This window comes from Pseudomonas sp. MHK4, assembly GCF_054600775.1.
In genome coordinates, this window is record NZ_BAAIAK010000007.1 from 72686 (window position 1) to 97058 (window position 24373).

The 24373-nt window shown below is 60.6% G+C and carries 23 protein-coding genes; 10 read left to right on the forward strand and 13 right to left on the reverse strand.

Annotated features, from left to right (window positions below):
- Window positions 1-163 precede the first annotated feature (163 nt).
- The 4 genes from ACYP2Q_RS18610 to ACYP2Q_RS18625 form a co-directional block, all read right to left on the reverse strand.
- Window positions 164-928, reverse strand: coding sequence for an amino acid ABC transporter ATP-binding protein (locus ACYP2Q_RS18610; protein WP_003171943.1), 765 nt, complete (start codon window positions 926-928; stop codon window positions 164-166).
- A 13-nt stretch (window positions 929-941) separates the two neighbouring features.
- On the reverse strand, window positions 942-2039 hold the full coding sequence (locus ACYP2Q_RS18615) for an amino acid ABC transporter permease (RefSeq protein ID WP_459731882.1): 1098 nt from the start codon (window positions 2037-2039) through the stop codon (window positions 942-944).
- A gap of 10 nt (window positions 2040-2049) precedes the next feature.
- Window positions 2050-3231 carry an amino acid ABC transporter permease gene (locus ACYP2Q_RS18620; RefSeq protein ID WP_459731884.1) on the reverse strand — a complete coding sequence of 394 codons (1182 nt, stop codon included), beginning with the start codon at window positions 3229-3231 and terminating at the stop codon, window positions 2050-2052.
- Between the two features lie 65 nt (window positions 3232-3296).
- On the reverse strand, window positions 3297-4328 hold the full coding sequence (locus ACYP2Q_RS18625) for an amino acid ABC transporter substrate-binding protein (protein WP_459731886.1): 1032 nt from the start codon (window positions 4326-4328) through the stop codon (window positions 3297-3299).
- A 470-nt stretch (window positions 4329-4798) separates the two neighbouring features.
- On the opposite strand from ACYP2Q_RS18625, the gene ACYP2Q_RS18630 reads away from it, so the two are divergent.
- The 5 genes from ACYP2Q_RS18630 to ACYP2Q_RS18650 all read left to right on the forward strand — a co-directional run bounded on the left by ACYP2Q_RS18630 (window position 4799) and on the right by ACYP2Q_RS18650 (window position 10113).
- Window positions 4799-5455, forward strand: coding sequence for an alpha/beta hydrolase (locus ACYP2Q_RS18630; protein ID WP_459731888.1), 657 nt, complete (start codon window positions 4799-4801; stop codon window positions 5453-5455).
- Window positions 5456-5553: 98 nt separating this feature from the next.
- Window positions 5554-7041, forward strand: coding sequence for an ATP-dependent RNA helicase RhlB (gene rhlB / locus ACYP2Q_RS18635; RefSeq protein ID WP_459731889.1), 1488 nt, complete (start codon window positions 5554-5556; stop codon window positions 7039-7041).
- Between the two features lie 138 nt (window positions 7042-7179).
- Window positions 7180-8124 (forward strand): ornithine cyclodeaminase family protein, encoded by a 945-nt coding sequence (locus ACYP2Q_RS18640; RefSeq protein WP_459731890.1) that lies wholly within the window; start codon window positions 7180-7182, stop codon window positions 8122-8124.
- A 127-nt stretch (window positions 8125-8251) separates the two neighbouring features.
- Window positions 8252-9379 carry an NAD(P)/FAD-dependent oxidoreductase gene (locus ACYP2Q_RS18645; RefSeq protein ID WP_459731891.1) on the forward strand — a complete coding sequence of 376 codons (1128 nt, stop codon included), beginning with the start codon at window positions 8252-8254 and terminating at the stop codon, window positions 9377-9379.
- A gap of 92 nt (window positions 9380-9471) precedes the next feature.
- Entirely contained in the window at window positions 9472-10113 is a 642-nt protein-coding gene (locus ACYP2Q_RS18650) for a helix-turn-helix transcriptional regulator (protein ID WP_459731892.1), read from the forward strand.
- 151 nt (window positions 10114-10264) lie between these two features.
- Here ACYP2Q_RS18650 and hmpA read toward each other — a convergent pair whose 3' ends face one another.
- Window positions 10265-11446: an NO-inducible flavohemoprotein gene (hmpA, locus tag ACYP2Q_RS18655; RefSeq protein WP_459731893.1), complete on the reverse strand. Its 1182-nt coding sequence runs from the start codon at window positions 11444-11446 to the stop codon at window positions 10265-10267.
- 156 nt (window positions 11447-11602) lie between these two features.
- Between hmpA and norR the strand changes: the two genes are divergently transcribed.
- A complete protein-coding gene (norR, locus tag ACYP2Q_RS18660) occupies window positions 11603-13165 on the forward strand; it encodes a nitric oxide reductase transcriptional regulator NorR (RefSeq protein WP_459731894.1) in 1563 nt (520 codons plus the stop codon).
- Window positions 13166-13211: 46 nt separating this feature from the next.
- On the opposite strand, the gene ACYP2Q_RS18665 is transcribed toward norR, so the two are convergent.
- Window positions 13212-13469, reverse strand: a complete 258-nt coding sequence (locus ACYP2Q_RS18665; protein ID WP_459731895.1) for a hypothetical protein — start codon at window positions 13467-13469, stop codon at window positions 13212-13214.
- Window positions 13470-13668: 199 nt separating this feature from the next.
- Here ACYP2Q_RS18665 and ACYP2Q_RS18670 point away from each other — a divergent pair, with 199 nt between their 5' ends.
- Window positions 13669-14643, forward strand: coding sequence for a 2-hydroxyacid dehydrogenase (locus tag ACYP2Q_RS18670; RefSeq protein ID WP_459731896.1), 975 nt, complete (start codon window positions 13669-13671; stop codon window positions 14641-14643).
- 193 nt (window positions 14644-14836) lie between these two features.
- The gene (locus ACYP2Q_RS18675) at window positions 14837-15346 is read left to right on the forward strand and encodes a DUF2165 family protein (RefSeq protein ID WP_459731897.1); all 510 of its coding nucleotides are present in this window, start codon (window positions 14837-14839) and stop codon (window positions 15344-15346) included.
- A 17-nt stretch (window positions 15347-15363) separates the two neighbouring features.
- Here the strand turns inward: ACYP2Q_RS18675 and ACYP2Q_RS18680 are convergent, their stop codons facing one another.
- The gene (locus tag ACYP2Q_RS18680) at window positions 15364-16266 is read right to left on the reverse strand and encodes a DMT family transporter (RefSeq protein ID WP_459731898.1); all 903 of its coding nucleotides are present in this window, start codon (window positions 16264-16266) and stop codon (window positions 15364-15366) included.
- Between the two features lie 139 nt (window positions 16267-16405).
- On the opposite strand from ACYP2Q_RS18680, the gene ACYP2Q_RS18685 reads away from it, so the two are divergent.
- Complete coding sequence (locus ACYP2Q_RS18685; RefSeq protein ID WP_459731899.1) at window positions 16406-17281, forward strand: helix-turn-helix domain-containing protein; 876 nt, start codon at window positions 16406-16408, stop codon at window positions 17279-17281.
- A gap of 107 nt (window positions 17282-17388) precedes the next feature.
- The gene (locus ACYP2Q_RS18690; protein ID WP_459731901.1) at window positions 17389-17835 is read left to right on the forward strand and encodes a CIA30 family protein; all 447 of its coding nucleotides are present in this window, start codon (window positions 17389-17391) and stop codon (window positions 17833-17835) included.
- 103 nt (window positions 17836-17938) lie between these two features.
- Here the strand turns inward: ACYP2Q_RS18690 and ACYP2Q_RS18695 are convergent, their stop codons facing one another.
- The 6 genes from ACYP2Q_RS18695 to ACYP2Q_RS18720 form a co-directional block, all read right to left on the reverse strand.
- Window positions 17939-20365: a TonB-dependent siderophore receptor gene (locus ACYP2Q_RS18695; RefSeq protein WP_459731902.1), complete on the reverse strand. Its 2427-nt coding sequence runs from the start codon at window positions 20363-20365 to the stop codon at window positions 17939-17941.
- Between the two features lie 215 nt (window positions 20366-20580).
- On the reverse strand, window positions 20581-21570 hold the full coding sequence (locus tag ACYP2Q_RS18700; RefSeq protein ID WP_459731903.1) for a FecR family protein: 990 nt from the start codon (window positions 21568-21570) through the stop codon (window positions 20581-20583).
- On the reverse strand, window positions 21567-22133 hold the full coding sequence (locus ACYP2Q_RS18705) for an RNA polymerase sigma factor (protein ID WP_459731904.1): 567 nt from the start codon (window positions 22131-22133) through the stop codon (window positions 21567-21569). The genes ACYP2Q_RS18700 and ACYP2Q_RS18705 overlap by 4 nt, the downstream gene beginning before the upstream one ends.
- A gap of 4 nt (window positions 22134-22137) precedes the next feature.
- On the reverse strand, window positions 22138-22464 hold the full coding sequence (locus tag ACYP2Q_RS18710) for a DUF3325 domain-containing protein (protein ID WP_459731905.1): 327 nt from the start codon (window positions 22462-22464) through the stop codon (window positions 22138-22140).
- Window positions 22465-24045, reverse strand: coding sequence for a PepSY-associated TM helix domain-containing protein (locus ACYP2Q_RS18715; RefSeq protein ID WP_459731906.1), 1581 nt, complete (start codon window positions 24043-24045; stop codon window positions 22465-22467).
- Complete coding sequence (locus ACYP2Q_RS18720; RefSeq protein ID WP_459731907.1) at window positions 24042-24341, reverse strand: DUF3649 domain-containing protein; 300 nt, start codon at window positions 24339-24341, stop codon at window positions 24042-24044. The genes ACYP2Q_RS18715 and ACYP2Q_RS18720 overlap by 4 nt, the downstream gene beginning before the upstream one ends.
- Window positions 24342-24373 lie beyond the last annotated feature (32 nt).

A 24373-nucleotide genomic window follows, 5' to 3' on the forward strand; every position in this document is an offset into this window, starting at 1 on the left:
GCGAGCTTGCTCGCGATGGACTCAAGAGCGCTGCGTTTAGCCTGTAAACACACGTTATCGTTGACGACTATCGCGAGCAAGCTCGCTCCTACAAAAGATCACTTTCGATTAAATGAACAGCATTAGGGAACAGTGTCCGGGTTTTTTTATGGCCTGGTGTCGATCAATGCAGGATCTGGCTCAGGAATAGCTTGGTGCGGTCGTTCTGCGGGTTGTCGAAGAAGTCGTTCGGCGCGGCCTGTTCGACGATTTCGCCCTTGTCCATGAAGATCACGCGGTTGGCCACGGTGCGCGCAAAGCCCATTTCGTGGGTCACGCAGAGCATGGTCATGCCGTCTTCGGCCAGGCCGATCATGGTGTCCAGTACTTCTTTCACCATCTCCGGGTCGAGTGCCGAAGTCGGTTCGTCGAACAACATGATTTTCGGCTTCATGCACAGCGCGCGGGCAATCGCCACACGCTGTTGCTGGCCACCGGACAGTTGGCCCGGGAATTTATGCGCCTGCTCCGGAATGCGTACGCGTTCCAGGTAGTGCATGGCGATTTCCTCGGCCTTGCGCTTGGGCATCTTGCGTACCCACATCGGCGCAAGGGTGCAGTTCTGCAGGATGGTCAGGTGCGGGAACAGGTTGAAGTGCTGGAACACCATGCCGACTTCACGGCGGATCGCTTCGATCTGCTTGAGGTCGTTGGTCAGCTCCACGCCATCGACCACGATGCGGCCCTGCTGGTGTTCTTCCAGGCGGTTGAGGCAGCGGATGGTGGTGGATTTGCCGGAACCCGACGGGCCGCACAGGACGATACGCTCGCCCTGCTTGACGTTGAGGTTGATGTCTTTCAGTACGTGGAACTGGCCGTACCACTTGTTCACGCCCTGCATCTGAATAATGCCTTCAGGGCTCACAGGCTGCTTGATTGCTTCGCTCATTTACAGAGAACTCCTAACGCTTGTGGCCAGTGTCGAGCTTGCGTTCCAGATGCATGGAATAGCGCGACATACCAAAACAGAAAATCCAGAACACCAGGGCGGCGAATACATAGCCTTCAGTGGCCATGCCCAGCCATTTCGGATCGGCGGCGGCTTGCTTGACGCTGTTGAGCAGGTCGAACAGGCCGATGATGATCACCAGGCTAGTGTCCTTGAACAGCGCGATGAAGGTGTTGACGATGCCGGGGATCACCAGCTTCAGGGCTTGCGGCAAAATCACCAGGCCCATGCTGCGCCAGTAGCCGAGGCCCATGGCTGCGGCAGCTTCGTACTGCCCCTTCGGAATCGCCTGCAGACCGCCACGCACCACCTCGGCCACGTAGGCCGACTGGAACAGGATCACGCCGATCAGCGCCCGCAGCAGCTTGTCGAAGTTCATGCCTTCGGGCAGGAACAACGGCAGCATCACCGAGGACATGAACAGCACCGTGATCAACGGCACGCCGCGCCAGAATTCGATGAAGGTCACACAGACCACACGAATCGCCGGCATGTTTGAACGACGCCCCAAGGCCAGGACAATCCCCAGCGGCAATGCACCGGCAATGCCGACGGTGGCGATCACCAGGGTCAGCATCAGGCCGCCCCATTGGCTGGTCGCCACCTGGGTCAGGCCGAAGACGCCGCCGTGCAGCAGGCACCAGGCAATGATCGGGTACAGCACCAGGAAGCTCAGGCCATACACCGCCTTGCGAGGGAAGCGCGAGATGAACAGCGGTGCCACGCCGATGACCGCCAGCCACACGGTCAGGTCGACGCGCCAGCGCAGTTCCGGCGGGTAGTAGCCGTACATGAACTGGCCGAAGCGCTGCTGGATGAACACCCAGCAGGCGCCCTCCTTGGTGCAGTCGGCACGGGTGGTGCCCACCCAGTTGGCATCGACGATCGCCCAGCTCAGGATCGGCGGTACCACCAGGTAGATCAGGTAGAACGCGAACAGGGTCAGCAGGGTATTGAGCCAGCTGGAGAACATGTTCGCGCGCATCCACGCCACCATGCCAATGCTGCGGCTTGGTGGCGGCATGTCAGGTTTGAAAGTATGAGTGCTCATGCGCTTTTCCTTACCGCTCGATCAGCGCAATGCGCTTGTTGTACCAGTTCATCAACAGGGAAATGCTGATACTGATCGCCAGGTACACGCTCATGGTGATGGCAATCACCTCGATCGCCTGGCCGGTCTGGTTCAGCACGGTGCCTGCGAACAGCGAGACCATCTCCGGATAACCGATACCGGCCGCCAGCGAGGAGTTCTTCGCCAGGTTCAGGTATTGGCTGGTCAGCGGTGGAATGATCACGCGCAAGGCTTGCGGGATGATCACCTTGCGCAGGGTCGGACCATTGCGCAGGCCCAACGAGTGCGCCGCTTCGGTCTGGCCATGGCTGACCGACTTGATGCCCGAACGCACGATCTCGGCGATGAACGCCGCGGTGTACACCGTCAGCGCCAGGGTCAAGGCCAGCAGTTCGGGTATCAACACCCACCCGCCGACGAAGTTGAAGCCTTGCAGCTTGGGCAGTTCCCAGTGCAGCGGCGCGCCGAAGACCAGCGCGCACAGCGCCGGGATCACCAGGAACAAGGCCAGGCCGGTCCAGAACTTGTGGAACGGCACGCCGGTGGCTTCGAAGCGCTTGTTGGCCCAGCGGCACATCAGCACGATGGCGACAATGGCCACCACGACGCTGATCACGAACGCCCAGAACCCATCGGCCATCAGCGCCGCCGGCATGTTCAGGCCGCGGCTGCTGACGAAGAAGGTGTCGCCGAAGTTGTGGCTGTTGCGCGGCCCCGGCATGGTCAGGAATACCGCGAAGTACCAGAACAGGATCTGCAGCAGCGGCGGAATGTTACGGAAGACTTCCACGTACACCGTCGCCAGTTTGGCGATGATCCAGTTCTTCGACAGCCGTGCCACACCGACGATGAAGCCGAGGATCGTCGCCAGGATCACGCCGATGAAGGTCACCAGCAAGGTGTTGAGCAGGCCGATGACAAACACCCGGGCATAGCTGTCCGCTTCGGTGTAGTCGATCAGGTGTTGGGCGATGCCGAAGCCGGCACTGCGCTCCAGGAAGTCGAAACCGGAGGTGATGCCCCGGTGTTGCAGGTTGGTTTGCGTGTTGTCGAACAGAAACCAGCCTAGCGAGACCACCCCGATGATGGTGATGATCTGGAATACCCACGCACGCACTCGTGGATCGCTGAGGCTGAGCCTCTGCTTTGGTGCGCCGATTGAATTTTGCATGAAGTGCCCCGCAAATAATGGAACAGAACATCACCCGGCGGTTGGCCCGCCGGGTGATAGAACCATCAGCGCACTGGTGGTGCGTATTGAATGCCGCCAGCGTTCCACAGGGCGTTCAACCCGCGGTCGATTTCCAGTGGAGTGCTCTTGCCGAGGTTTTTCTCGAACACTTCACCGTAGTTGCCCACTTGCTTGACGACCTGAACGACCCAGTCTTTCTTCACTTTCAGGTCTTTGCCGTATTCGCCATCGGTACCCAGCAGGCGGGCAACGTCAGGGTTCTTGGTGCCCTTGGCTTCGGCTTCGACGTTCTTCGAAGTGATGCCGGCTTCTTCGGCGTTGAGCATGGCGTAGCCAACCCAGCGCACGATGGCCAGCCACTCGTCGTCGCCATTACGTACGACCGGGCCCAGTGGCTCCTTGGAAATGGTTTCCGGCAGCACCACGTAGTCCGTAGGCGCAGCCAGCTTGCTGCGCTGGGCGAACAGTTGGGATTTGTCGGAGGTCAGTACGTCGCAACGACCGGATTCCAGCGACTTGGCGCTCTCGTCGGAGGTGTCGAAAGTGATCGGGGTGTATTTCAGGCCGTTGCCACGGAAGTAGTCGGAAACGTTCAGCTCGGTGGTGGTACCGGCCTGGATGCAGATGGTTGCACCGTCCAGTTCCTTGGCGCTCTTGACGCCCAGCTTGTTGTTGACCAAAAAGCCGATGCCGTCGTAATAAGTGATGAAGCCCGGGAATTTCAGACCCATGCCGGCGTCACGGGAGCTGGTCATGGTGGTGTTGCGCGACAGGATGTCGATTTCGCCGGACTGCAGCGCGGTGAAGCGCTCCTTGGCGTTCAATTGACTGAACTTGACCTTGGTCGCGTCGCCGAATACGGCAGCGGCCACGGCACGGCAGTAGTCAGCGTCGATGCCGACGATCTTGCCGGTGGAATCCGGAACCGAGAAGCCAGGCAGGCCATCGCTGACGCCGCACTGTACGAAACCTTTCTTCTGCACTGCATCCAGGGTTGCGCCCGCCTGAGCGAACCCACTGACGCCGAGTACCGCGGCTGCAGTAACGACTGCCAGGGTGGATTTCAACATCTTCATTCAAACCTCCAGTTTTGCTCTTGTTGTGTCGGAGCGTGAGTCCAGTCGCACCCTTTTGAGGCGGTGGTGACCCGTGTTGGCTTTTTTTAGGGTCAACCGACGTAGGACCGTAGCCATGAGTCTAGTAGGAGAAAATCCACATAAAGGACAACTCACTTCTCACCAATCGGCCGAACGGGCTGTAGCCCTTTCACGTTCGCGAAGCCCGTAGCGGCCACTGGCGAACATCCATTACCGGATTCTTTTTTGCTATCCCGCGGCCAGTCGTACACTGATAGTGTTACCGCCAGGCGCGAGATGCGTTGCACCGCTTCCCCATAGCAAAGCCCGTACCACCCCGGCTGCTAAAGCGGTTAAGCGACAGGTCAATAGCAAAACTTGTAGCCTTGCGACATCTTCGTAACTGATCAACCAGAGGCGCCCTCAGACCTCGCACCCAATGAGAGCGCCCGCACAAAATTGGAGCAACCATGACCGAGCCCTTGATTCTTGAACCCATCAAGCCCGCAGATGCCTGCGTCATCTGGCTCCACGGCCTTGGCGCCGACCGCTACGACTTCCTGCCGGTGGCCGAAGCGTTGCAGGAAACCTTGCTGACCACGCGCTTCGTTTTCCCTCAGGCGCCGACCTGCGCTGTCACCATCAATGGCGGCTACGAGATGCCGAGCTGGTACGACATATTGGCCATGAGCCCGGCGCGCGCGATCAATCGCGAGCAGCTGGAAGAGTCCTCACAGCGCATCATTAAATTGATCGACGTGCAGCGAGCCTTCGGAATAGACGCCTCGCGGATTTTCCTGGCCGGCTTTTCCCAGGGCGGCGCCGTGGTTCTACACACCGCGTTCCTGAATTGGCAGGGCCCCCTGGGTGGCGTACTTGCCCTCTCCACTTATGCACCGACCTTCAGTGATGACCTCGAGCTGTCCGCCAGCCAGCAGCGCATTCCGGTGCTGTCGTTGCATGGCCAGTACGACGACGTGGTGCAAAACTCGATGGGACGCAGCGCCTACGAGCATTTGAAGCAGCGTGGTGTCACCGTGACATGGCAGGAATACCCAATGGGTCATGAAGTGTTACCCGAAGAGATTCGCGACATCGGCGCGTGGCTGAGCGAGCGTTTGCGCTAACCGTCGGTGTTTAATAACGCCCTTTGATCCATCCCACTACGCCGCGCCCGATTCTTGCATTACACTGGCCGGCGTACATTCCTTAACCAATTGATGAGATGACCGTGCTCAAAGCACTCAAGAAAATGTTCGGTAAAAGCGAGACTGAGCAACTCGCGCCAGTCCCCAGCGCTCCGTCTCACACTGCCAGCCACCGCCCCGACGGTAATCAGCCTGGCCGGACCGCCCCCGTAGCGGCACCGAAACACGAGCCAAAGAGCGCAGCGGTCGCCGAGCCCGTTGTGCAAACCGCCGCCGAACAGCCGCGCAGCGAAACGCCAAAACCCGCCAAACCGCGCCGCGAACCCAAGCCCAAGGCGCCGGTGATTGCCTGGAAACTCGAAGACTTCGTCGTCGAACCCCAGGAAGGCAAGACCCGCTTCCACGATTTCAAACTCGCCCCCGAATTGATGCACGCCATCCAGGACCTGGGCTTCCCGTATTGCACGCCGATCCAGGCCCAGGTGCTGGGCTTCACCCTCGCCGGCAAAGACGCCATCGGCCGGGCGCAGACCGGTACCGGCAAGACCGCGGCGTTCCTGATCTCGATCATCACCCAGCTGCTGCAGACCCCGCCGCCGAAAGAGCGCTACATGGGCGAGCCGCGCGCACTGATCATCGCCCCGACTCGCGAACTGGTGGTGCAGATCGCCAAGGACGCGGCCGACCTGACCAAGTACACCGGCCTCAACGTCATGACGTTCGTCGGCGGCATGGACTTCGACAAGCAGCTCAAGCACCTCGAAGCTCGTCACTGCGACATCCTCGTGGCCACGCCGGGCCGCCTGCTGGACTTCAACCAGCGCGGCGACGTGCACCTGGACATGGTCGAAGTCATGGTGCTGGACGAAGCCGACCGCATGCTCGACATGGGCTTCATCCCGCAGGTACGCCAGATCATTCGCCAGACGCCACCGAAGAACGAGCGTCAAACCCTGCTGTTCTCGGCGACCTTCACCGAAGACGTGATGAACCTGGCCAAGCAGTGGACCACCGACCCGGCCATCGTCGAGATCGAGTCGCAGAACGTGGCCAGCGAAAACGTCGAACAGCACATCTACGCCGTAGCCGGTGCCGACAAATACAAGCTGCTCTTCAACCTGGTCAACGACAACGGTTGGGAGCGGGTCATCGTCTTCGCCAACCGCAAGGATGAAGTGCGGCGCATCGAAGAACGCCTGGTGCGTGATGGGGTCAACGCCGCGCAGCTGTCCGGCGACGTGCCGCAGCACAAGCGCATCAAGACCCTGGAAGGTTTCCGCGAAGGCAAGATCCGCGTGCTGGTCGCCACCGACGTGGCCGGTCGCGGCATCCACATCGACGGCATCAGCCACGTGATCAACTTCACCCTGCCGGAAGTCCCGGACGACTACGTGCACCGCATCGGCCGTACCGGTCGCGCCGGTGCTGACGGTGTGTCCATCAGTTTTGCCGGCGAGGACGACTCGTACCAACTGCCGGCCATCGAAGAAAAACTGGGTCGCAAGATCAGCTGCGAAACACCACCGACGCATCTGTTGCGGGCGGTTGAGCGCAAGCGGCCCTAACCGGCGACTTGCACGAAAAGGCGCAGCCGGAAACGGTCTGCGCTTTTTTTTCGTCTGGTTTTTTCAACAGGCGCTTGCTCGCGATAACTAAAAGTCCATAATGGACAAATTAGTTTACTCGTCACTTCCGGAGCCACCATGGCCAGCACCCCCTACGTGATCAATCAATCCCAGGCCCGCGAATTGCTGGCGCAGGTCGACGTGCCGCAGATCCTGCGCAAACTGTTCCGCGACCTGGCCGCCGGGCAAGCCGTGCAACCGGCGCAGCAACTGGTGGAATTTCCCCAGGGTGCCGGCGACTTCATCAACTACCTGGGCGTGCTGGCCGAAGAGGGTGTGTACGGGGTCAAGACCTCGCCCTACATCGTCGGCGAACAAGGACCGCTGGTGACCGCGTGGACCTTGCTGATGTCGATGCAGTCCGGCCAACCGCTGCTGTTGTGTGATGCCGGTGAACTGACCACCGCCCGTACTGCCGCGACCACCGCGGTGGCGGTCGACGCCCTCGCGCCGCTTGACGCGAGTCGCCTGGCAATCATCGGCAGCGGCAAAGTGGCCCAGGCGCACCTGCACTACGTGAAAGGGCTGCGCGACTGGCAGAGCATCAGCCTGTACTCGCCGAGCCTGAGTGAAAACCCTGAGACGGTGAGTTTGCTCAAAGGTATCGAGCCGCGCCTGAACATCGTCGACAGTCGCGAAGCGGCCGTGCAGGACGCTGACGTGATCATGCTCTGCACCTCGTCCGCAGGGCCAGTGATCGATCCGTCGACCCTGACCAAACCGGCGCTGATCACCTCCATCAGTACGAACGCCCCGCGTGCTCACGAAGTACCGCCGCAGAGCCTGAACGACATGCAGGTATTCTGCGACTACCGTTTGACCACCCCGAACTCGGCGGGTGAAATGCTGATCGCCGCCGAACAGCATGGCTGGGATAACAATGGGATTGTCGGCGACCTGCCTGGCCTGCTCAGCGAGAAGGTGCAGCGCCCCGAGTACGACCGCCATGTGTTTTTCCGCTCGATCGGCCTGGGCCTGGAAGACATCGCACTGGCCAATGCCATCTACCGCCTGCATCCCTGACACCACAAATCCTGTAGGAGCTGGCTTGCCAGCGATGCAAACGCCGCGGTCCGTCAGGTACACCGCGGCGACGCTATCGCCAGCAAGCCGGCGCCTACAGGGATAACCGATACCATTGGAGACGTTCATGAGCCAGGCAGACTTCATCATCATCGGCGGCGGTATTGCCGGCGCTTCCACTGGGTTCTGGCTGTCGCAGCACGCACGCGTGGTCGTGCTCGAGCGCGAATCCCATCCGGCCTATCACTCCACCGGCCGGTCGGCGGCGCTGTACACCGCCGCCTATGGCACGCCGCAAGTGCGGGCGCTGACCCTGGCCAGCCGCGACTTTTTCGACAGCCCGCCCAACGGTTTCTGCGAACACCCGCTGCTGACCCCGCGCGGAGAAATGACCGTGGACCTGACAGGCGACCCGGACGAACTGAACAACCAGTACCTGAGCGCCAAAGCCACAGTGCCGGAGATGCAGTTACTCAGCGCCGAAGAAGCCTGCGCGCTCGTGCCGATCCTGCGTCGGGAAAAAGTCCATGGCGCGATCTACGATCCGACCGCCACTGACATCGACACCGATGCCCTGCATCAAGGTTACCTGCGAGGAATCCGCCGCAATCAAGGTGAAGTTCATACCGACAGCGAAGTCCTGAGCCTGACCCGTGACGCCGCAGGCCTGTGGCAGGTGCAAACCAGGGGCCAGACCTTCAGCGCACCGGTGATCATCAATGCCGCCGGCGCCTGGGCCGACAAGATCGGCGAAATGGCCGGCGCCCGCCCGCTGGGCCTGCAACCCAAGCGCCGCGCGGCCTTCATCTTCGCCGGCCCCGAGGGCGTGGACAGCCACCATTGGCCGATGCTGGTCAGCCTCGATGAATCGTTCTACATGAAACCCGACGCCGGGATGTTCCTCGGCTCGCCGGCCAACGCCGACCCGGTGGAACCTCACGACGTGCAGCCTGAAGAACTGGACATCGCCATGGGCATCTACCAGATCGAGGAAGCCACCACCCTGACCATCCGCCGCCCGACCCGAACCTGGGCCGGCCTGCGCAGCTTCGTCAGCGATGGCGACTTGCTGTCCGGTTTCGATCCACAGGTGCCGGGGTTGTTCTGGGTCGCGGCACAAGGCGGCTACGGCATCCAGACCTCGCCGGCCATGGGCCAGGCCAGTGCCGCGCTCGTGCGCGGTGAAGCCCTGCCCGAAACCCTCAGCCGTTTCGGCCTGGACGCCGGCATGCTGTCCCCTGCCCGCCTGGGTTGACGGCTGTCCTCAGGTGACGCGCCGACTCGATTGCGGCACACTTTCAGCGTCCTGTTTAACGGGGCGCTGAAGCTGCCCCGGAGCCCCACTGTATGAACGCACCTGAACAAGATCCTGCCCTGAACGACACGTCCCTGGATAACTTCCGGGCGATTGCCGACGCCATCGCCACGTTGTTCTTTCCCCACGCCGAAGTGGTGCTGCACGACCTGCGCACGCAAAAGGTCGACTACATCGCCAACAACCTGTCGAAACGGGAAATCGGTGACGATTCGGCGCTGGAAGACATGCTCAGCGACGAAGTGAGCGAACGTAACATCGGGCCGTACGAAAAGCTCAATTGGGACGGTCAGAAAATTCGCAGCCTCAGCACCGTGCTGCGCGATCGCGAGGGGCATCCGCTGGCGGTGCTGTGCATCAACCTGAATATCTCGCTGTTCGAGAACGCCAAGGCCGCGCTGGACCTGTTCCTGTCGCCGACCAAGCTGATTCCGCAGCCCGATTCACTGTTTCGCGATGACTGGCAGGAACGGATCAACACCTTCCTCCACGCCTGGCTGCGCGAACGCCAGCTGAGCCTGAACCTGCTGACTCGCGATCACAAACGCGAACTGGTACTGGCCCTGCACGCCGAAGGCGCCTTCAAAGGCAAAAGCGCCTCCAACTATGTGGCCAATGTGCTGAACATGGGGCGGGCGACGGTGTACAAGCATTTGAAGGAACTCAAAAGCTGAAACCTGCCCTGTAGGATCCGGCTTGCTGGCGATCGAATCACCACGGTTTAACTGAAAGACCGCGGCGCCTGCATCGCCAGCAAGCCGGCTCCTACAGGCGAAGGCGTCCTCAAGATCGCCTTCGCTGGCAAGCCGGCTCCTACAAAAGCGGTTATTCCAGGGCAGAAGCCGGGCCGAAGAACTCGTAACGGCTCTGTTTTTCAGGCACACCCAACGCCTTGAGGTGGCGCTTGACCGCCGCCATGAAGCCCTTGGGCCCGAGGAAGTACGCGTCCAGGTCGCGCTCTTCGGGCAACCAGGCGGCCAGTTGTTCCTGGCTCAACATCCCGACCTTGTGGGCCGCCGGGCTGACGCCGTCATCTTCGGCGTAGCAGTAGAAACGCTTGAGTTGCGGATGACGCTCGGCCAGCCCGTCGATCCAGTCGCGGAAGGCGTGGACGCTGCCATTGCGCGCGCAGTGGATAAAGTGCACCGGCCGCTCGGTTTGCAGCGCCGCCTCCAGCATCGCCAGGGTCGGGGTAATGCCGACGCCGCCGCTGATCAGCACCAGCGGTTTGTCGCCGGCAGCCAGGGTGAACTCGCCCGATGGCGGGAACAGCTGGATGCTCGCCCCTACATGCAGTTGATCGTGCAAGTGATTGGAAGCGCGACCACCATTTTCACGCTTGACGCTGATGCGGTACTGGCCCTTGTTCGCCAAGGCCGACAGCGAATAGTTGCGACGGATCTCTTCGCCATCGAGGATCAGTTTCATGCCAATGTACTGGCCCGGCTCGGCGGCCAGAATCGGCCCCTTGTCAGCCGGCTCGAAATAGAACGAGGTGATTTCCGCGCTTTCCTCCACCTTGGCCACCACGATGAATTCACGCGCCCCGCGCCAACCGCCTGGCGCCTGCTCTTTCTGGTCGTAGATGCTGGTTTCGGCCCCGATCAAAATGTCCGCCAGTTGCCCGTAAGCCGCCGCCCAGGCCGCAATCACCTCCGGAGTGGCGATTTCTTCGCCCAGTACTTCGGCAATGGCACGCAACAGGCACTTGCCGACAATCGGGTAGTGTTCCGGCAGAATCTGCAGGGCCACGTGCTTGTTGATGATCTTGGCCACCAGGTCGCCCAGTTGGTCGAGCTGATCGATGTGGCGAGCGTACATCAACACACCATTGGCCAGGGCACGCGGCTGGTCGCCCGAGGCCTGGTGGGCCTGGTTGAACAGTGGACGCACTTCTGGATACTCGGACAGCATCATGCGATAGAAGTGAGTAATCAACGTTTCGCCACCGCTTTCCAGCAGTGGCACAGTAGATTTGACGATGGCACGGTCTTGAACGCTGAGCATAGAGTGACTCCTGGGCAACGATGGTTACTTAACAGTTGCCCTATGGTTATCAGCTTTCGTGCCAAGTAATTAACCAATATAAATCAATAGCTTATTAACTAAGTAGTCATATCGACACAGGCTGATTTATAGTCACATCGACTACATGGAGTCACTATGACTGCAAAATCCCTGTTAACCGCCCTGCTACCCCTGGTCTCCGACCTGTCTCGCGAACTGCCCGAAGGCGAACGCTATCGGCGCCTGCTCGAAGCCATGCGTGCCCTGCTCCCTTGCGACGCAGCCGCCCTGCTGCGTCTCGATGGCGAGTGGTTGGTGCCGCTGGCTGTCGACGGGTTGAGCACCGACACCCTCGGTCGGCGTTTCAAGGTCAGCGAGCACCCGCGCTTCCAGGCACTGCTCAGCAGCACCGGCCCCACCCGGTTCGCCGCTGACAGCGAGATGCCCGACCCCTATGACGGCCTGGTCGAGGGTCTGGATGACCATCTGGAAGTCCACGATTGCATGGGTTGCCCGCTGTTCATCGACGAGCGGCCGTGGGGCCTGCTGACCCTCGACGCGCTGAATCCGGAGCAGTTCGAACCGGTCGAGCTGGATGCCCTGGAAGCCTTCGCCAGCCTCGCAGCGGCCACGGTCAACGCCGCCGAACGCATCGAGCGGCTGAACAACAGGGTCGAAGATGAACACCAGCGCGCCGAGGTGTACCGCCAGGCCAGCGGCCAGCAAAACCGCGAAATGATCGGCCAGAGCAAGACACACAAGCGCCTGGTGGAAGAAATCAACCTGGTGGGCGGCAGCGACCTGACGGTGTTGATCACCGGGGAGACCGGGGTCGGCAAGGAGCTGGTGGCCCAGGCCATCCATGCTGCCTCACCTCGCGCCGACAAGCCGATAATCAGCCTCAACTGCGCGGCGTTGCCGGACACGCTGGTGGAGAGCGAGCTGTTCGGGCATGTCCGCGGCGCCTTCACCGGGGCGCTGAATGACCGCCGCGGCAAGTTCGAGCTGGCCAATGGCGGCACGCTGTTTCTCGATGAAGTGGGCGAGCTGTCGCTGACGGTGCAGGCCAAATTGCTGCGCGTGCTGCAAAGCGGCCAACTGCAGCGACTGGGTTCGGACAAGGAGCATCAGGTCGACGTGCGACTGATCGCGGCGACCAACCGCGACCTGGCCGAGGAAGTGCGCAGTGGCCGTTACCGCGCCGACTTCTATCACCGTCTCAGCGTTTACCCGTTGCTGGTCCCGGCCCTGCGTGATCGCGGGCGCGATGTGTTGCTGCTCAGCGGTTACTTCCTCGAGCAGAACCGCTCGCGGATGGGCCTCAACAGCCTGCGCCTGAGTAGCGACGCCCAGGCTGCGTTGCTGGCCTACGGCTGGCCCGGCAATGTGCGAGAGCTGGAACACCTGATCGGCCGCAGTGCGTTGAAGGCGTTGGGTAGCTGCAAGGAACGGCCGAAGATCCTGAGTTTGAGTGCCGCCGACCTCGATCTGCCCCATGCCAGTGCCGAAATCAGCGTCGAAGTCAGCGCCGAGCAACCCGCCGTCGCGGCTGTGGAATCGGTGACCGGCGATTTGCGCGAAGCCACCGAGCGTTACCAGCGCCAATTGATCGGTGCCTGCCTGGAACGCCACCACCACAACTGGGCGAGCGCGGCCCGGGAGTTGGGCCTGGACCGGGCCAATCTCGGACGGATGGCCAAGCGACTGGGGATGAAATAAGCACCGGGTGGTGAAGTCGCGAAGGCCCGCTGGATAAACCTGGAACCTAACGCTTGCCCATCGAACGGCGTGTCCCCGGAGGCGCCATCCCCGGCGTCTTGGTGTGGCCATTTTTGGCGCCATTCTTGTACCACGGCTGGCTGGCGTCCTTGGTGGCCTGCAGCTCACCCGGCTTGAACGGGAACTTGAACGCCGGGATTGCGATTTTGGTCTCGCTGTCAGCGCTGGAGTCGACGGTGTCTGGCAGCTCTGCCTGTTCGTCGCTCAAGGCGTCGACTACCGGCGGTTGTTTCGGGGAAGTCATGAAAAGCTCCGGGTGATGCACACTGTGTCGGGCCCGGTCAGCGAGCCGCGAAAGACGCCAGTATAACGGAATGGCAGCGATAAGCTTCAAGCTGCAGGCTTGCAGTTAAAAGCGCTGCGGGGAGCTTTTAACTTGCGGCTTGGCGCTGGAAGCTTGTAGCTTTCCACTCATTCTCCTGCGCCCGACGAGCCCTGCACCCATGAAAAAAACTGTCCTCGCCTTCAGCCGCGTTACGCCAGAAATGGTTGAACGCCTGCAACAAGACTTCGACGTCATTGTGCCGAACCCGAAAAAGGGTGACATCAGCGCCCAATTCAACGAAGCCCTGCCCAATGCCCACGGCTTGATCGGAGTCGGCCGCAAGCTCGGTCGCGCACAGCTGGAAAACGCCGCCCGGCTGGAAGTCGTGTCCAGCATCTCGGTGGGCTATGACAACTATGACGTGGCCTACTTCAACGAGCGCGGGATCATGCTCACCAACACGCCGGACGTGCTCACCGAAAGCACCGCCGACCTGGCCTTCGCGCTGTTGATGAGCAGTGCACGCCGCGTCGCCGAACTCGACGCCTGGACCAAGGCGGGTCAATGGCAAGCCAGCGTCGGCACCCCGCTGTTCGGCTGCGATGTCCACGGCAAGACCCTGGGCATCGTCGGCATGGGCAACATCGGCGCGGCCATCGCGCGTCGGGGTCGCCTGGGATTCAACATGCCGATCATCTACAGCGGCAACAGCCGCAAGACCGCACTGGAGCAAGAACTCGGCGCGCAGATGCGCAGCCTGGACGAGCTGCTGGCCGAAGCCGACTTCGTCTGCCTGGTGGTCCCGCTCAGCGAAAAAACCCGGCACCTTATCAGCCATCGCGAACTGGCCCTGATGAAGCCGAGTGCCATCCTGGTGAACATTTCCCGCGGTCCGGTGGTCGACGAGCCAGCACTGATCGATGCGCTGCAAAACAATCGCATCCGCGGTGCAGGGCTGGATGTGTATGAAAAAGAACCGCTGGCCGAGTCGCCACTGTTTCAATTGAAAAACGCCGTAACCTTGCCGCATATCGGTTCGGCCACCCATGAAACCCGCGACGCCATGGCCAACCGTGCCCTTGCGAACCTGCGCAGTGCCTTATTGGGTGAACGCCCACAGGATCTGGTTAACCCGCAGGTATGGAAAGGCTGAAGCAGCGATGGCACGTCTGGCTGGACGTGCCACTTTCATGAAATCAATCGAGCCAACTATTGGTATCCAGATAAAACAAGCGACATAACTTGCAAAGCAGTCTGCCGCCAGACTTTTCTAAACGACTATAAACTCCGAGCAACTGAAAAAAGCACCATACATGCACCATAAATGCACTCGGAGAGTACCCCGCATGAATAGGATCACCACCGCCTGCGTGATAAGGCGGAGCAAAATACTTATTGTCTTGATGGCGGCATTATTCGGACTAATGACCCACATCAACAACTTTACCGACTATACCGCCTATGCCGACTACATCGGACGCATCATTAGCATGAGCAATACAGAGGGCAACGACTCCCGGCGCTACAGGGCAATCACTTCACCCTTGTTTCATCATCGCTTTTACTGGGCAATCATTACATTCGAGACTATTTACACGCTGAGCTTTCTGGTGGGAATTCATCAGCTCTTGCGAAAAATCGATGCACCACGCGATGATTTTCACGAAGCAAAAAAATTCGCGATAGTGGGCTTCGTGACAGCCATTTTTGTTTATCAGACGTTTTACGTCATCCTGCTCAACGAATGGTTTGACCTGGAATACTCTGCTCAACGCAACACCTTTGACTGGGCACGAAACAATATTGAATACATGTTTCTCGGCCTGATCTATCTCATCGCAGTAAAAGACAGCTGAACAGCCAGCCTGGCTGCTCAAGCCAGCTTGCCCGCCACGGGGTTGGTGCTCGCCCTGGGCTTGCGAAACACCAACACGTTACCCAGCATGACCATCACCAGGCCAACGAGTGCCGGGGCGGTCCATTGGTAACCTTCGGCAAAGGCCGAGACATTCAGCGCCACCACCGGAAACAGTACGGTGCAATAGGCTGCGCGCTCAGGGCCCATGCGCCCGACCAGGGTCAGGTAGGCGGTGAACCCGATGACCGAACCAGGGATCACCAGGTACAACAGCGAGCCGATGTAGCGTGCGTTCCATTCCATGTCGAACTCAATGCCCTTGGCCAGGCACCACACAAACAACATTGCCGCGCCGTAGGCCATGCCCCAGGCATTGGTCGTCAACGGCTTGAGCCCGGCTTTTTGCTGCAGGCTCGACAGCATGTTCCCCGCCGAGAAACACAAGGTGCCGCACAGGGCCAGACCCAGGCCGAGCAAGGTTTGCGGGCTGGCGGTGTGCCCCACCAGTTCGGGCCAGAACAACAGGCCCAGGCCGAGCAAACCCAGGGCGCCGCCCATCAACACGTTGCGGGCGATTTTCTGACCGAAGAACACCCGCGCATTCAGCGCATTCCACAGCGTGGCCGTGGAAAACACCACGGCGACCAGGCCGCTGGGGATCCACTGACTGGCGGTCAGGAAACACATGAAGTTGACGCAGAACAGGCACAGTCCCTGCGCCAGGCAAATCAGGTGCCCGCGGCGGTTCATCACTTGCAGGCGTCGGCTGAGCAGCAAGATCACGAACAGCACCAGCGCCGCCAAACCAAAGCGATAGACAATGGACACGGGAATCGCCACCACGCCCAGTTGCCATTTCAGGGCAATCCAGGTGGTGCCCCAGATCAACACAGTCAGCAGGTACAACGAAAGATTCATGGCAAAGGCTCCTCGGCTAGGTACCCAGTGTCCTGCCCCGCGTTGCGCGGCACTTGCATAATCTTGCGCTTTTGTCAGGCGACAGGCTGGCAGGCGAACGCCTACGGAGTAGGATGCAAGTCGTTGGAGAGAAACGATCATGCCCGCACTGGAAACCCTGCAAGTCTTTCAAGCCCTCAACCGCTCGCCCAATGCTCGCCTGGAGCACAGCGCCGAGCTCGGTGACGGCATGGCTGCAGCCCTGTGGAGCAACCATCACGACGCCCAGGACTACCAGGCGCCGAGTCACCATACCTTGTCCTGCTACATCGCCGGCGGCACCGGTACCTTCCGGCGTGACCAGCCCGGCACCAAGGGCGGTCCGGACAAGCTGTGCATACTGCCCGCCGAGCATCAGTCAGGCTGGGTGATCAATGGCGACATTCGCCTGGCGCACCTGTATTTCAGCCCCGAACAATTTGCCCTTGGCTGCGTCACCCTGCTCGATCGCGAGCCTCGGCAAATGCAGTTACGCGAGCAAACTTTCCTTGATGACCCGCAACAGGCGGCGCGCTTTCGGCGGTTGATCAGCCTCAACTGGGACGAACCGGGTGAGCGCTTGCTCACCAGCAGCCTGGCTCACGAGATGCTCGCCCATGCGCTGCTCAGCCAGGTCGGTGCCCGTCAGGATTTGCGCCTCAAGGGTGGCCTGGCCGCGCATCAGCGGCGGCAGTTGGTGGAGTTCATTGACAGTCAGTTGGCCGAGGCCATCAGCCTGGGGCAGTTGGCGGGTTTGTGCGCGCTGTCTGAATATCACTTTGCACGGATGTTTCGTGAGAGCTTCGGGTTGCCGCCGCATCAATATGTGCTGGCGCGGCGCTTGAGTCGGGCGCGGTATCTGTTGCGCACCACCTCGCAGCCATTGGGGGAGATTGCATTGGCGTGCGGGTTTGCCAGTGCAAGTCATTTTACCAATCGCCTCAGGCAGGCGATTGGGAGTACGCCGGGAGAATATCGGCAGGCGTTTTTACGATAAAAACACCCTTCCCATCATCTTCAATAGTTCAAGCCCTGACACTTCTGAGAGTAGCGATCGACATCAAACAAAGTAAAACTCCCCCTTCACCCAAGGAGTTTTATACTATGTCCGAGACAACCAGTAACAATCAAGCCGCGACCTTAAACAGTCAATCAGACACCACTAAAATCGATGGCTCTGTATCAATCTCACTTAAAAGTTACAATAAAATCTTTACCCTTGCGAATGTCTCTACAAAGGAAGGCTCATCACATTTTGAAGTTTTCGCCACCAATGAAGACAGTAGCTACGGTCTTACACTCAAAGTCCACAATGATTTCAAAGAAGGCGAAAACCCTCTCAACATCATTTATGACATGCAATTTTGGGCCAGACAATGGAATGGCTGGTTCGATGTTTATTCTCTCGCCCGCGACGCAGAAGGTGGGATCTCTTTCATGTTGAATGCTGACGGGAGTATTCGACAAATTGATTTTCAACTTTACCTGAAACTCGGTGTTTATGGAAATCTTGACTTGACAACGGGGCAAATCAACCTTAGCAGCAAATAACAACCTCGCCCAATTCACCGTCCTTGTCAGTAACACGGCAAAGACGGTGAGACTCGGCCACCACTAATCCCTTACGCTTACGCATCCCCTGCGCACAACCTCGTCAAAACTCCAACGTACTCGACAACGTCACCTGCCGCGAATCCCCCATCGAGACAAAGAACCGGCTCGCCGCCGAGGTGTAGTAGGTGCGGTCAAACAGGTTCTTCACGTTGAGCTGAAACTTGACCCGCTGCCCGTCCAGTTGGGTGTCGTAGGTGGCGAACGCATCGGCGACGGTATAGCTCGGCAGGTCGAAATCGTTCACGGCATTGCCCGCTCGCTCCCCGACATAACGCGCGCCTGCGCCAACCCGCAGCTGATCGCCACCGATGATGCCGCCGAAGTCGTACACCGCCGAAAGCGAGCCACTGTTCTTGGCCACGTTCTGCAGATGCTTGCCTTTGTAGACCGGGTCTTCGGTCACTTCGGCATCGGTGTAGGCGTAGCTGCCGATCATGCTCCAGCGGTCGCTGAGCTGGCCGCTCAAATCCACTTCCAGGCCACGGGAACGTACTTCACCCGCCGCGCTGTAGAGAGTCACCGGGCCTTCGGAATTGGCCACCAGGACATTGCGTTTGTTGATGTCGAACAGCGCAATATTGCCGGTTACGCGGCCCGGCATCTCCAGCCTGGCCCCGACTTCCCACGATTTGGCCTCTTCCGGCGCCATGCTGCCATCGAGCACCGTGCTGGTGCCGCTTAATGGCGCGATGGTCGAGTTGGGCTTGAACGATTCGGTATAACTGCCATAGAACGACAGCTCATCGGTGTAGCGGTAGACCAGACCGGCGCGCGGCACCCATTTCTGCCCGTTGCTGTCGGTGTTGGCCTTGAATGGCACGCCTTTGCCGGCGTACTGGTCGTATTCCTGAAAACGCGCGCCAGCCACGAGGATCCATTGGTCGGTGAGGTGAATCGAGTCCTGCATGAACACCGAATCGCTGCGCAGCTTGTCGGTCTGGGCACTGTCAGCCGGGCTGACCATGGTGCCTGGCACTTCGCGGCCGTACACCGGGTCGAGGTAGCTGAAGGTGGTCAGGCTTTTCTGCCGGATCAGGTCGGCGCGGTAGATCTTGCGGTATTCGTCATCGATCCCGAACACCAGGTCATGTTGCATGCCAGCGACATCGACCTTGCCTTCGAGGCTGGCGGTGGTGAAACGGTCGGTGCTGATTGCATTCTGCGTGCCGTCCATGCTGCGCGTCAGCTTGCCTTTGCTGGTGTCGATGGCGGTCACGCGCACTTGGCTGGCGTCATAGGTTTCGCGATTCCAGCTGTAGCCGAAATGGGCTTTCCAGTTGTCATTGAGTTCGTGATCGGCCTCGAAGTGATACAGATCAGAGCGCCCTTCCATGTTGTTGAAGGGTTCGTCGAGCCGGCGATCGCGGGAGATGTCCAGCGGATGATTGTCCCGCGGATCGATCACCGTGCCACGGTCGAACGGGGTCAGGAACTCCCGGTGTTCATAAGCGAACAGCAGCTTGGTGTGTTCACCAAACCAGGCCAGCGACGGCGCCACCAGGGTCTCGCGGTGCACACCGTAGTTGCGCCAGTAATCTTCGTCTTCGTGGTCCAGCACCATGCGGTAGGCCAACCCGGAATCGCCCAGGGCGCCAGTGCTGTCAAAGGTGCCGCCGCTGCCGTTCTTGCCTTCGCCATAGGTCGAGCCACGCAAGGTCAGGGCGTTGTACTGATCAAGCTCCGGCTGCTTGCTGACCATGTTGACCACACCGCCGGGATCCTGAATGCCATAGAGCAACGAGGCCGGGCCCTTGAGTACTTCGACCCGGTCTACCGTAGCGTTCATACCACGCCCCTGCACCACCGGCATGCCGTCGCGCATGATCGAGCCGTTGCGATTATCGCCGAAACCGCGGGTCATCACCGAATCCTGGGTGCTGCCCAGCGTGTTGCCCTGCGTGATGCCGCTGACGTTCGCCAGCGCGTCATCGAGATTGCGCGGCGCCTGGTCGCGAATGACCTGGGCCGGGACGACGTTGACCGTCTGGGGAATTTCCTGGAGTGGCGTCGAGGAGCGCATCACCGAGCTGATGGGCGGCGGTTGGTAGCTGGTGGACTGCTCCATCACCGAAGTGATGGTAGTCGCGCCCAGATTCAACGCGCCCTCGGTCGGTAGCGGTTCCAGGGCCATGGTGTGGCCATCGATGCGGCGAAAGGTCAAGCCAGAACCGCTGAGCAATCGCTGCAGGGCCTGTTCGGCACTCAACTGGCCGTCGACCGCCGGGGCATTGAGGGCGTAGGGCGCTTCATCGGTGTAGACCACGCTGATGCCGGTGACCTGACTGAAGTCGCTCAAGGCCTGGGGCAGCGGTTTGGCGACCATCGAAAAGCTGAACAGCGAACTCTGCCGGGGGCTCGCCTGCGCGGCCATCGACCCGTTCAGCGGCAGCAGCGCCAAGGCCGCGAAGCTAAACGCAGATGCACCCAACCATTGTTTGACCGAACCCGATATTGCCCTGGACTTCATGACTCATGACCTGTGTAGAACCGCAACGGATGCGAATGACTCGCAGTTTCAGTCACTACACGGATGGCATTCGGTTTTACCTCAGCAGAAAGTTGAAAATATTTTTTCCTGGGAGACGCGGTGTTTGATCCGACACCTTCGCTGGCAAGCCAGCTCCTACAGGGGATCGCGTTCAACCTGTAGGAGCTGGCTTGCCAGCGAAGGCGCCGGTTGCCTCAACGCAAAATAATCAGATGATCCAGAACCTGATGCTGCTCAAACCCCAATACTCCCTGCAACGAACTCAGCACTGCCTGCGGATTTTTGCTCGCAAAGCTGCCACTGACCCTGCGTTTGGCCAACTCATCATTGAGCAACACGATCCGCCCGGGGTAATACCGCTGCAGATCCTCAACCACATCGGCCAGCGTCGCCTTGTAGTAATTGAGCCACCCCTGGCGCCACGCCAACTGAGCTTCACTGTCCACCGCATGGAGCTTTTGCGCCGAACCTTCGCCATAGGCTACTTGCTGGCCGGCCGTCAGGATCTGCTGATCCGCGTTCCTGCCCGCCGTCACGCCAACCCGACCCGACAACACCGTCACCTGCGCCCCATGGGGTAACAGGCGCACCTCGAACTGGGTGCCAAGCACCCGCGCCTGGCCCTTCTCGGCGTCGACCACAAAGGGCTCGCCGGTATGGGTCACGCTGAAAAATCCGGCGCCGCGACGCACCTGCACATGCCGCTCGCCACGGCTGAAATCCACCGCAATCGCACTGTCGGCATCGAGCGTAACTTGCGATTGGTCGGCCAGGGTCACGGTGCGGATTTGCCCCGGTGCCGAGACATAATCGGCGCCCAGGTCGTCGATCCAGCGCGCGGGCTGCCAACCAGTGCCGAGGCTGATCATCAGCAGCAGGCAAGCCGCCATGGCCAGCGCACCCGACCAACGCCGAACGTTGCTGCGGCGTGAGCGATGCATGGCGTTGAGGTAGCCCTGCAAGGCCAGCGCGTCCTCATCGGCAAGCGTGCGCGCCGGCACTTCGCTCAACTCCCACAGTACTTGCGCACGGGCATACGCCTCGGCATGGGCCGGGTCGGCCTGCAACCACTGGCTGAACGTGGCCTGGTCACCGCTGCTGGGCTGATCGTGCAACAGACTCAGCCAGGCCAGCGCTTGCTGTTCCTGAGCGGGCGTCGGCATGACGCGTTCGATGCTATTCACTGTGCTTTCCCTGGCGTGCACGGGTCGGGCTCCCGCAGGCTGGCCTTGCAGGCCTCGAGCGCGCGCATCATATGTTTTTCCACGGCACTTTGGGACAGGCCCATGGCCCTGGCGATCTCGGCATACTTGCGGCCATGGATGCGGTTGAGCAGGAAGATCTGCCGCGTGCGCTCGGGTAACGCGCGCAATGCCGCTTCGACGTGGCGCAGATCGTTACCCGCCTCCAGCGCCGCTTGCGGCTCGCCGCCCACGCTGTCCGCCAGTTCCGCCATCAAGCCTTCGTTGGCCCGCACCCGCGTGCCTTCACTGCGCAAATGGTCGATGGCTATGTTGCCGGCGCAGCGCAACAGGTAAGTACTGAGTTCTTCAACCTGCACCAGGGGCCGGCGCCAGAAACGTACGAACAAGTCTTGCACCAGGTCCGCCGCTGTCGCCCGACAACCGACGCGACGGCTCACCAGCGCTTCCATTTGCGAACGCTGGGAGAGAAACACCTGGAGAAAATACGCACGGTCGCCGCGTGGTTCGGCGTGCTCGATCTCGCGAGATTCGGGGGCAGTCATCGATTCAGTACTGCGCCAAGGCGGCAATCGGGCTAACCAACAGGCTCAGTCCGGCCAGCGCCAACGCCAGGCGCGGACGATACGGCAGCAACAACACCAGGAGCAAGGCACTGAGCATCAGCACTGCAAACCACTCCACCAGCCCCAACGCCCCGCCTGTGCCCGACACCGTGGTCCAGAGCGACAACGTCAGCAACAACCCGCCAGCCAGCTTCAATCCCAGGCGTAAGCGGTGCGACGGTTTGCGCCCCAGCACGTCGGCATGGTGCCGATCCATGGACAGACACAGTGCCGTGAACCCGGCATAACAGAGCAACGAGACCAGCAACATTCAATTCGCCTCTTGCTCAAGATGGGTCGATCGAGTGCGTTGCTGCCCACGGACTTGTGCCCGCCCTGCGCGCTGCATTTTCCAGGCGGCCCAACCGAGGAGCAGGCCGCTGGCCAGGCACGCCAGATCGAAACCGGCCATGGCCCAATCGCCCGCTGCGAGCGTGACGCCCAGGTGATAAGGCGTGGTCAAGGCGTTGAGCAACGGCACCGCGGCAAACAGCGATGCTGCCAGCGTCAATTGCTCAACCCAGGCGGCGCGACCTCGGCGAACCAGGGCATGCAGCAGGCTCAAGCCCCACACGATAAAGAAGCTGTTGACCTCCCAATCCGCACGCCCGGCCATGCCGACCGGCAGCAATCGGTTGGCCCAGAAGAACACTGCAACAGCCACCAGCAACCCCGACATGCTGGTTATGTTAAGGACCTCTACCAGGCGCAATTCGAATGGCATCACACCGTTCCTGGCATGCTTGAGCTGGCGCTTGCCGAGCCAGATCACCAGCCCGGTGCCGATCATCGCCGTGCCCGCCAGTGCGCAGATGAAATACAACCAGCGCAACAGTGGGCCCGCGAAATGCCCCATGTGCAAACCATAGAAACTGCCGGCAATCGCCATGGGCAGCGTGCGTGGCGGTGTCGAGTCGAGCAGTTGACCGGTCACGCCATTGAAGGTCATGGCGCTGCCATAGTCATAGATCACCCGGTCCGCACTTTCCCGGGCCAGGATCACCGAAGCATTCGCATCGCCAGGATTGCTCACCGTCACGCGCGCGGCCCGACCGCCCGCCCACTGCTCGCGAGCCTGGTCCAGCAAGGGTGCCAACGCCACCAGTGGCGCAGGTTTGCCGGCGGTTGGTGGCGTATTGGCAGCCGGAAACAGTTCGCTGTAAAACGCCTGGGCATCGCCCTTGTACGCGGCGAAGATGCTCGCCGGCATCACCATCGCCATGAAAATCACCAGGCTGCTGTAGGTGATCATCAGGTGGAACGGCAACACCAGCACGCCCACCGCGTTATGCCCGTCGAGCCAGGAACGCTGGCCCTTGCGCGGACGGAAGGTGAAGAAGTCCTTGAAGATTTTCTTGTGGGTGATGATGCCGCTGATCAGCGCGACGAACATCACCATGGCCGCGAGGGTCGACAACCAGCGACCCCACGGATAAGGCATTTGCAGTTGAAAATGGAAGCGGTAGAAGAACTCGCCGCCCCGGGTGTCTCGGCCCTGCACTTCGTTGCCGGTTTGCGGATCGAGGAGTTTTTCCGTGAGTTGCCCGCGTTCACCAGGCTTGGCCGGCGTCTGCTGCCAGCGCACCGACAGGCGCGGATCACGGGCACCCGGCAAATCGATGATCCAGCGCGCGGCGCCCGGGGCGTGCTGTTGAAGCCAGGCCTGGGCCGTGGCCAGACTGGCTTCGGTGGACACTGTCCGGGCAGGGATTTCCGGCTGCATCCAGTGATTGGTCTCGTCCTTGAAATAGGCAAGCGTGCCGGTCAGGAAAATCGCAAACAGCAACCAGCCAAAGGTCAGACCGGCCCAGGTGTGCAGCCAGGCCATGGCCTGGCGAAAGCCCTCTTTCATGACCGCTCCATCCAGTACGCCAGCCCCGCTGCCGCCGCTAATACCAGGCCAGTCACGCTCAACCCGAACCAGGCGCGCCATGCTGTGCGACAGGCAAAACACCAGATCACTGCCAGCAGATAGACCACGAACGAGCTCATCATCCCGGTCACTACCGCTTCGGTGCGGGCCATGGGCGCCCATAACGTCAGGCACACACCGGCCAACGTTGTCACCAGATAGCCGCCAAACACGGCCGCCAGCACCCGCGAAGCGACCGCCAGTCGATAGGAAACGGGGTGAATTTTGGCTTTCATGTCGCGACCTTGAAACCGGGTGAGGCCCCATG

Bases quoted from the DNA above. Each gene is read 5' to 3' on its own strand.
- ACYP2Q_RS18610 (WP_003171943.1), bottom strand. From the start codon at position 928: ATGAGCGAAGCAATCAAGCAGCCTGTGAGCCCTGAAGGCATTATTCAG.
- ACYP2Q_RS18615 (WP_459731882.1), bottom strand. From the start codon at position 2,039: ATGAGCACTCATACTTTCAAACCTGACATGCCGCCACCAAGCCGCAGC.
- ACYP2Q_RS18620 (WP_459731884.1), bottom strand. From the start codon at position 3,231: ATGCAAAATTCAATCGGCGCACCAAAGCAGAGGCTCAGCCTCAGCGAT.
- ACYP2Q_RS18625 (WP_459731886.1), bottom strand. From the start codon at position 4,328: ATGAAGATGTTGAAATCCACCCTGGCAGTCGTTACTGCAGCCGCGGTA.
- ACYP2Q_RS18630 (WP_459731888.1), top strand. From the start codon at position 4,799: ATGACCGAGCCCTTGATTCTTGAACCCATCAAGCCCGCAGATGCCTGC.
- rhlB (WP_459731889.1), top strand. From the start codon at position 5,554: ATGACCGTGCTCAAAGCACTCAAGAAAATGTTCGGTAAAAGCGAGACT.
- ACYP2Q_RS18640 (WP_459731890.1), top strand. From the start codon at position 7,180: ATGGCCAGCACCCCCTACGTGATCAATCAATCCCAGGCCCGCGAATTG.
- ACYP2Q_RS18645 (WP_459731891.1), top strand. From the start codon at position 8,252: ATGAGCCAGGCAGACTTCATCATCATCGGCGGCGGTATTGCCGGCGCT.
- ACYP2Q_RS18650 (WP_459731892.1), top strand. From the start codon at position 9,472: ATGAACGCACCTGAACAAGATCCTGCCCTGAACGACACGTCCCTGGAT.
- hmpA (WP_459731893.1), bottom strand. From the start codon at position 11,446: ATGCTCAGCGTTCAAGACCGTGCCATCGTCAAATCTACTGTGCCACTG.
- norR (WP_459731894.1), top strand. From the start codon at position 11,603: ATGACTGCAAAATCCCTGTTAACCGCCCTGCTACCCCTGGTCTCCGAC.
- ACYP2Q_RS18665 (WP_459731895.1), bottom strand. From the start codon at position 13,469: ATGACTTCCCCGAAACAACCGCCGGTAGTCGACGCCTTGAGCGACGAA.
- ACYP2Q_RS18670 (WP_459731896.1), top strand. From the start codon at position 13,669: ATGAAAAAAACTGTCCTCGCCTTCAGCCGCGTTACGCCAGAAATGGTT.
- ACYP2Q_RS18675 (WP_459731897.1), top strand. From the start codon at position 14,837: ATGAATAGGATCACCACCGCCTGCGTGATAAGGCGGAGCAAAATACTT.
- ACYP2Q_RS18680 (WP_459731898.1), bottom strand. From the start codon at position 16,266: ATGAATCTTTCGTTGTACCTGCTGACTGTGTTGATCTGGGGCACCACC.
- ACYP2Q_RS18685 (WP_459731899.1), top strand. From the start codon at position 16,406: ATGCCCGCACTGGAAACCCTGCAAGTCTTTCAAGCCCTCAACCGCTCG.
- ACYP2Q_RS18690 (WP_459731901.1), top strand. From the start codon at position 17,389: ATGTCCGAGACAACCAGTAACAATCAAGCCGCGACCTTAAACAGTCAA.
- ACYP2Q_RS18695 (WP_459731902.1), bottom strand. From the start codon at position 20,365: ATGAAGTCCAGGGCAATATCGGGTTCGGTCAAACAATGGTTGGGTGCA.
- ACYP2Q_RS18705 (WP_459731904.1), bottom strand. From the start codon at position 22,133: ATGACTGCCCCCGAATCTCGCGAGATCGAGCACGCCGAACCACGCGGC.
- ACYP2Q_RS18710 (WP_459731905.1), bottom strand. From the start codon at position 22,464: ATGTTGCTGGTCTCGTTGCTCTGTTATGCCGGGTTCACGGCACTGTGT.
- ACYP2Q_RS18715 (WP_459731906.1), bottom strand. From the start codon at position 24,045: ATGAAAGAGGGCTTTCGCCAGGCCATGGCCTGGCTGCACACCTGGGCC.
- ACYP2Q_RS18720 (WP_459731907.1), bottom strand. From the start codon at position 24,341: ATGAAAGCCAAAATTCACCCCGTTTCCTATCGACTGGCGGTCGCTTCG.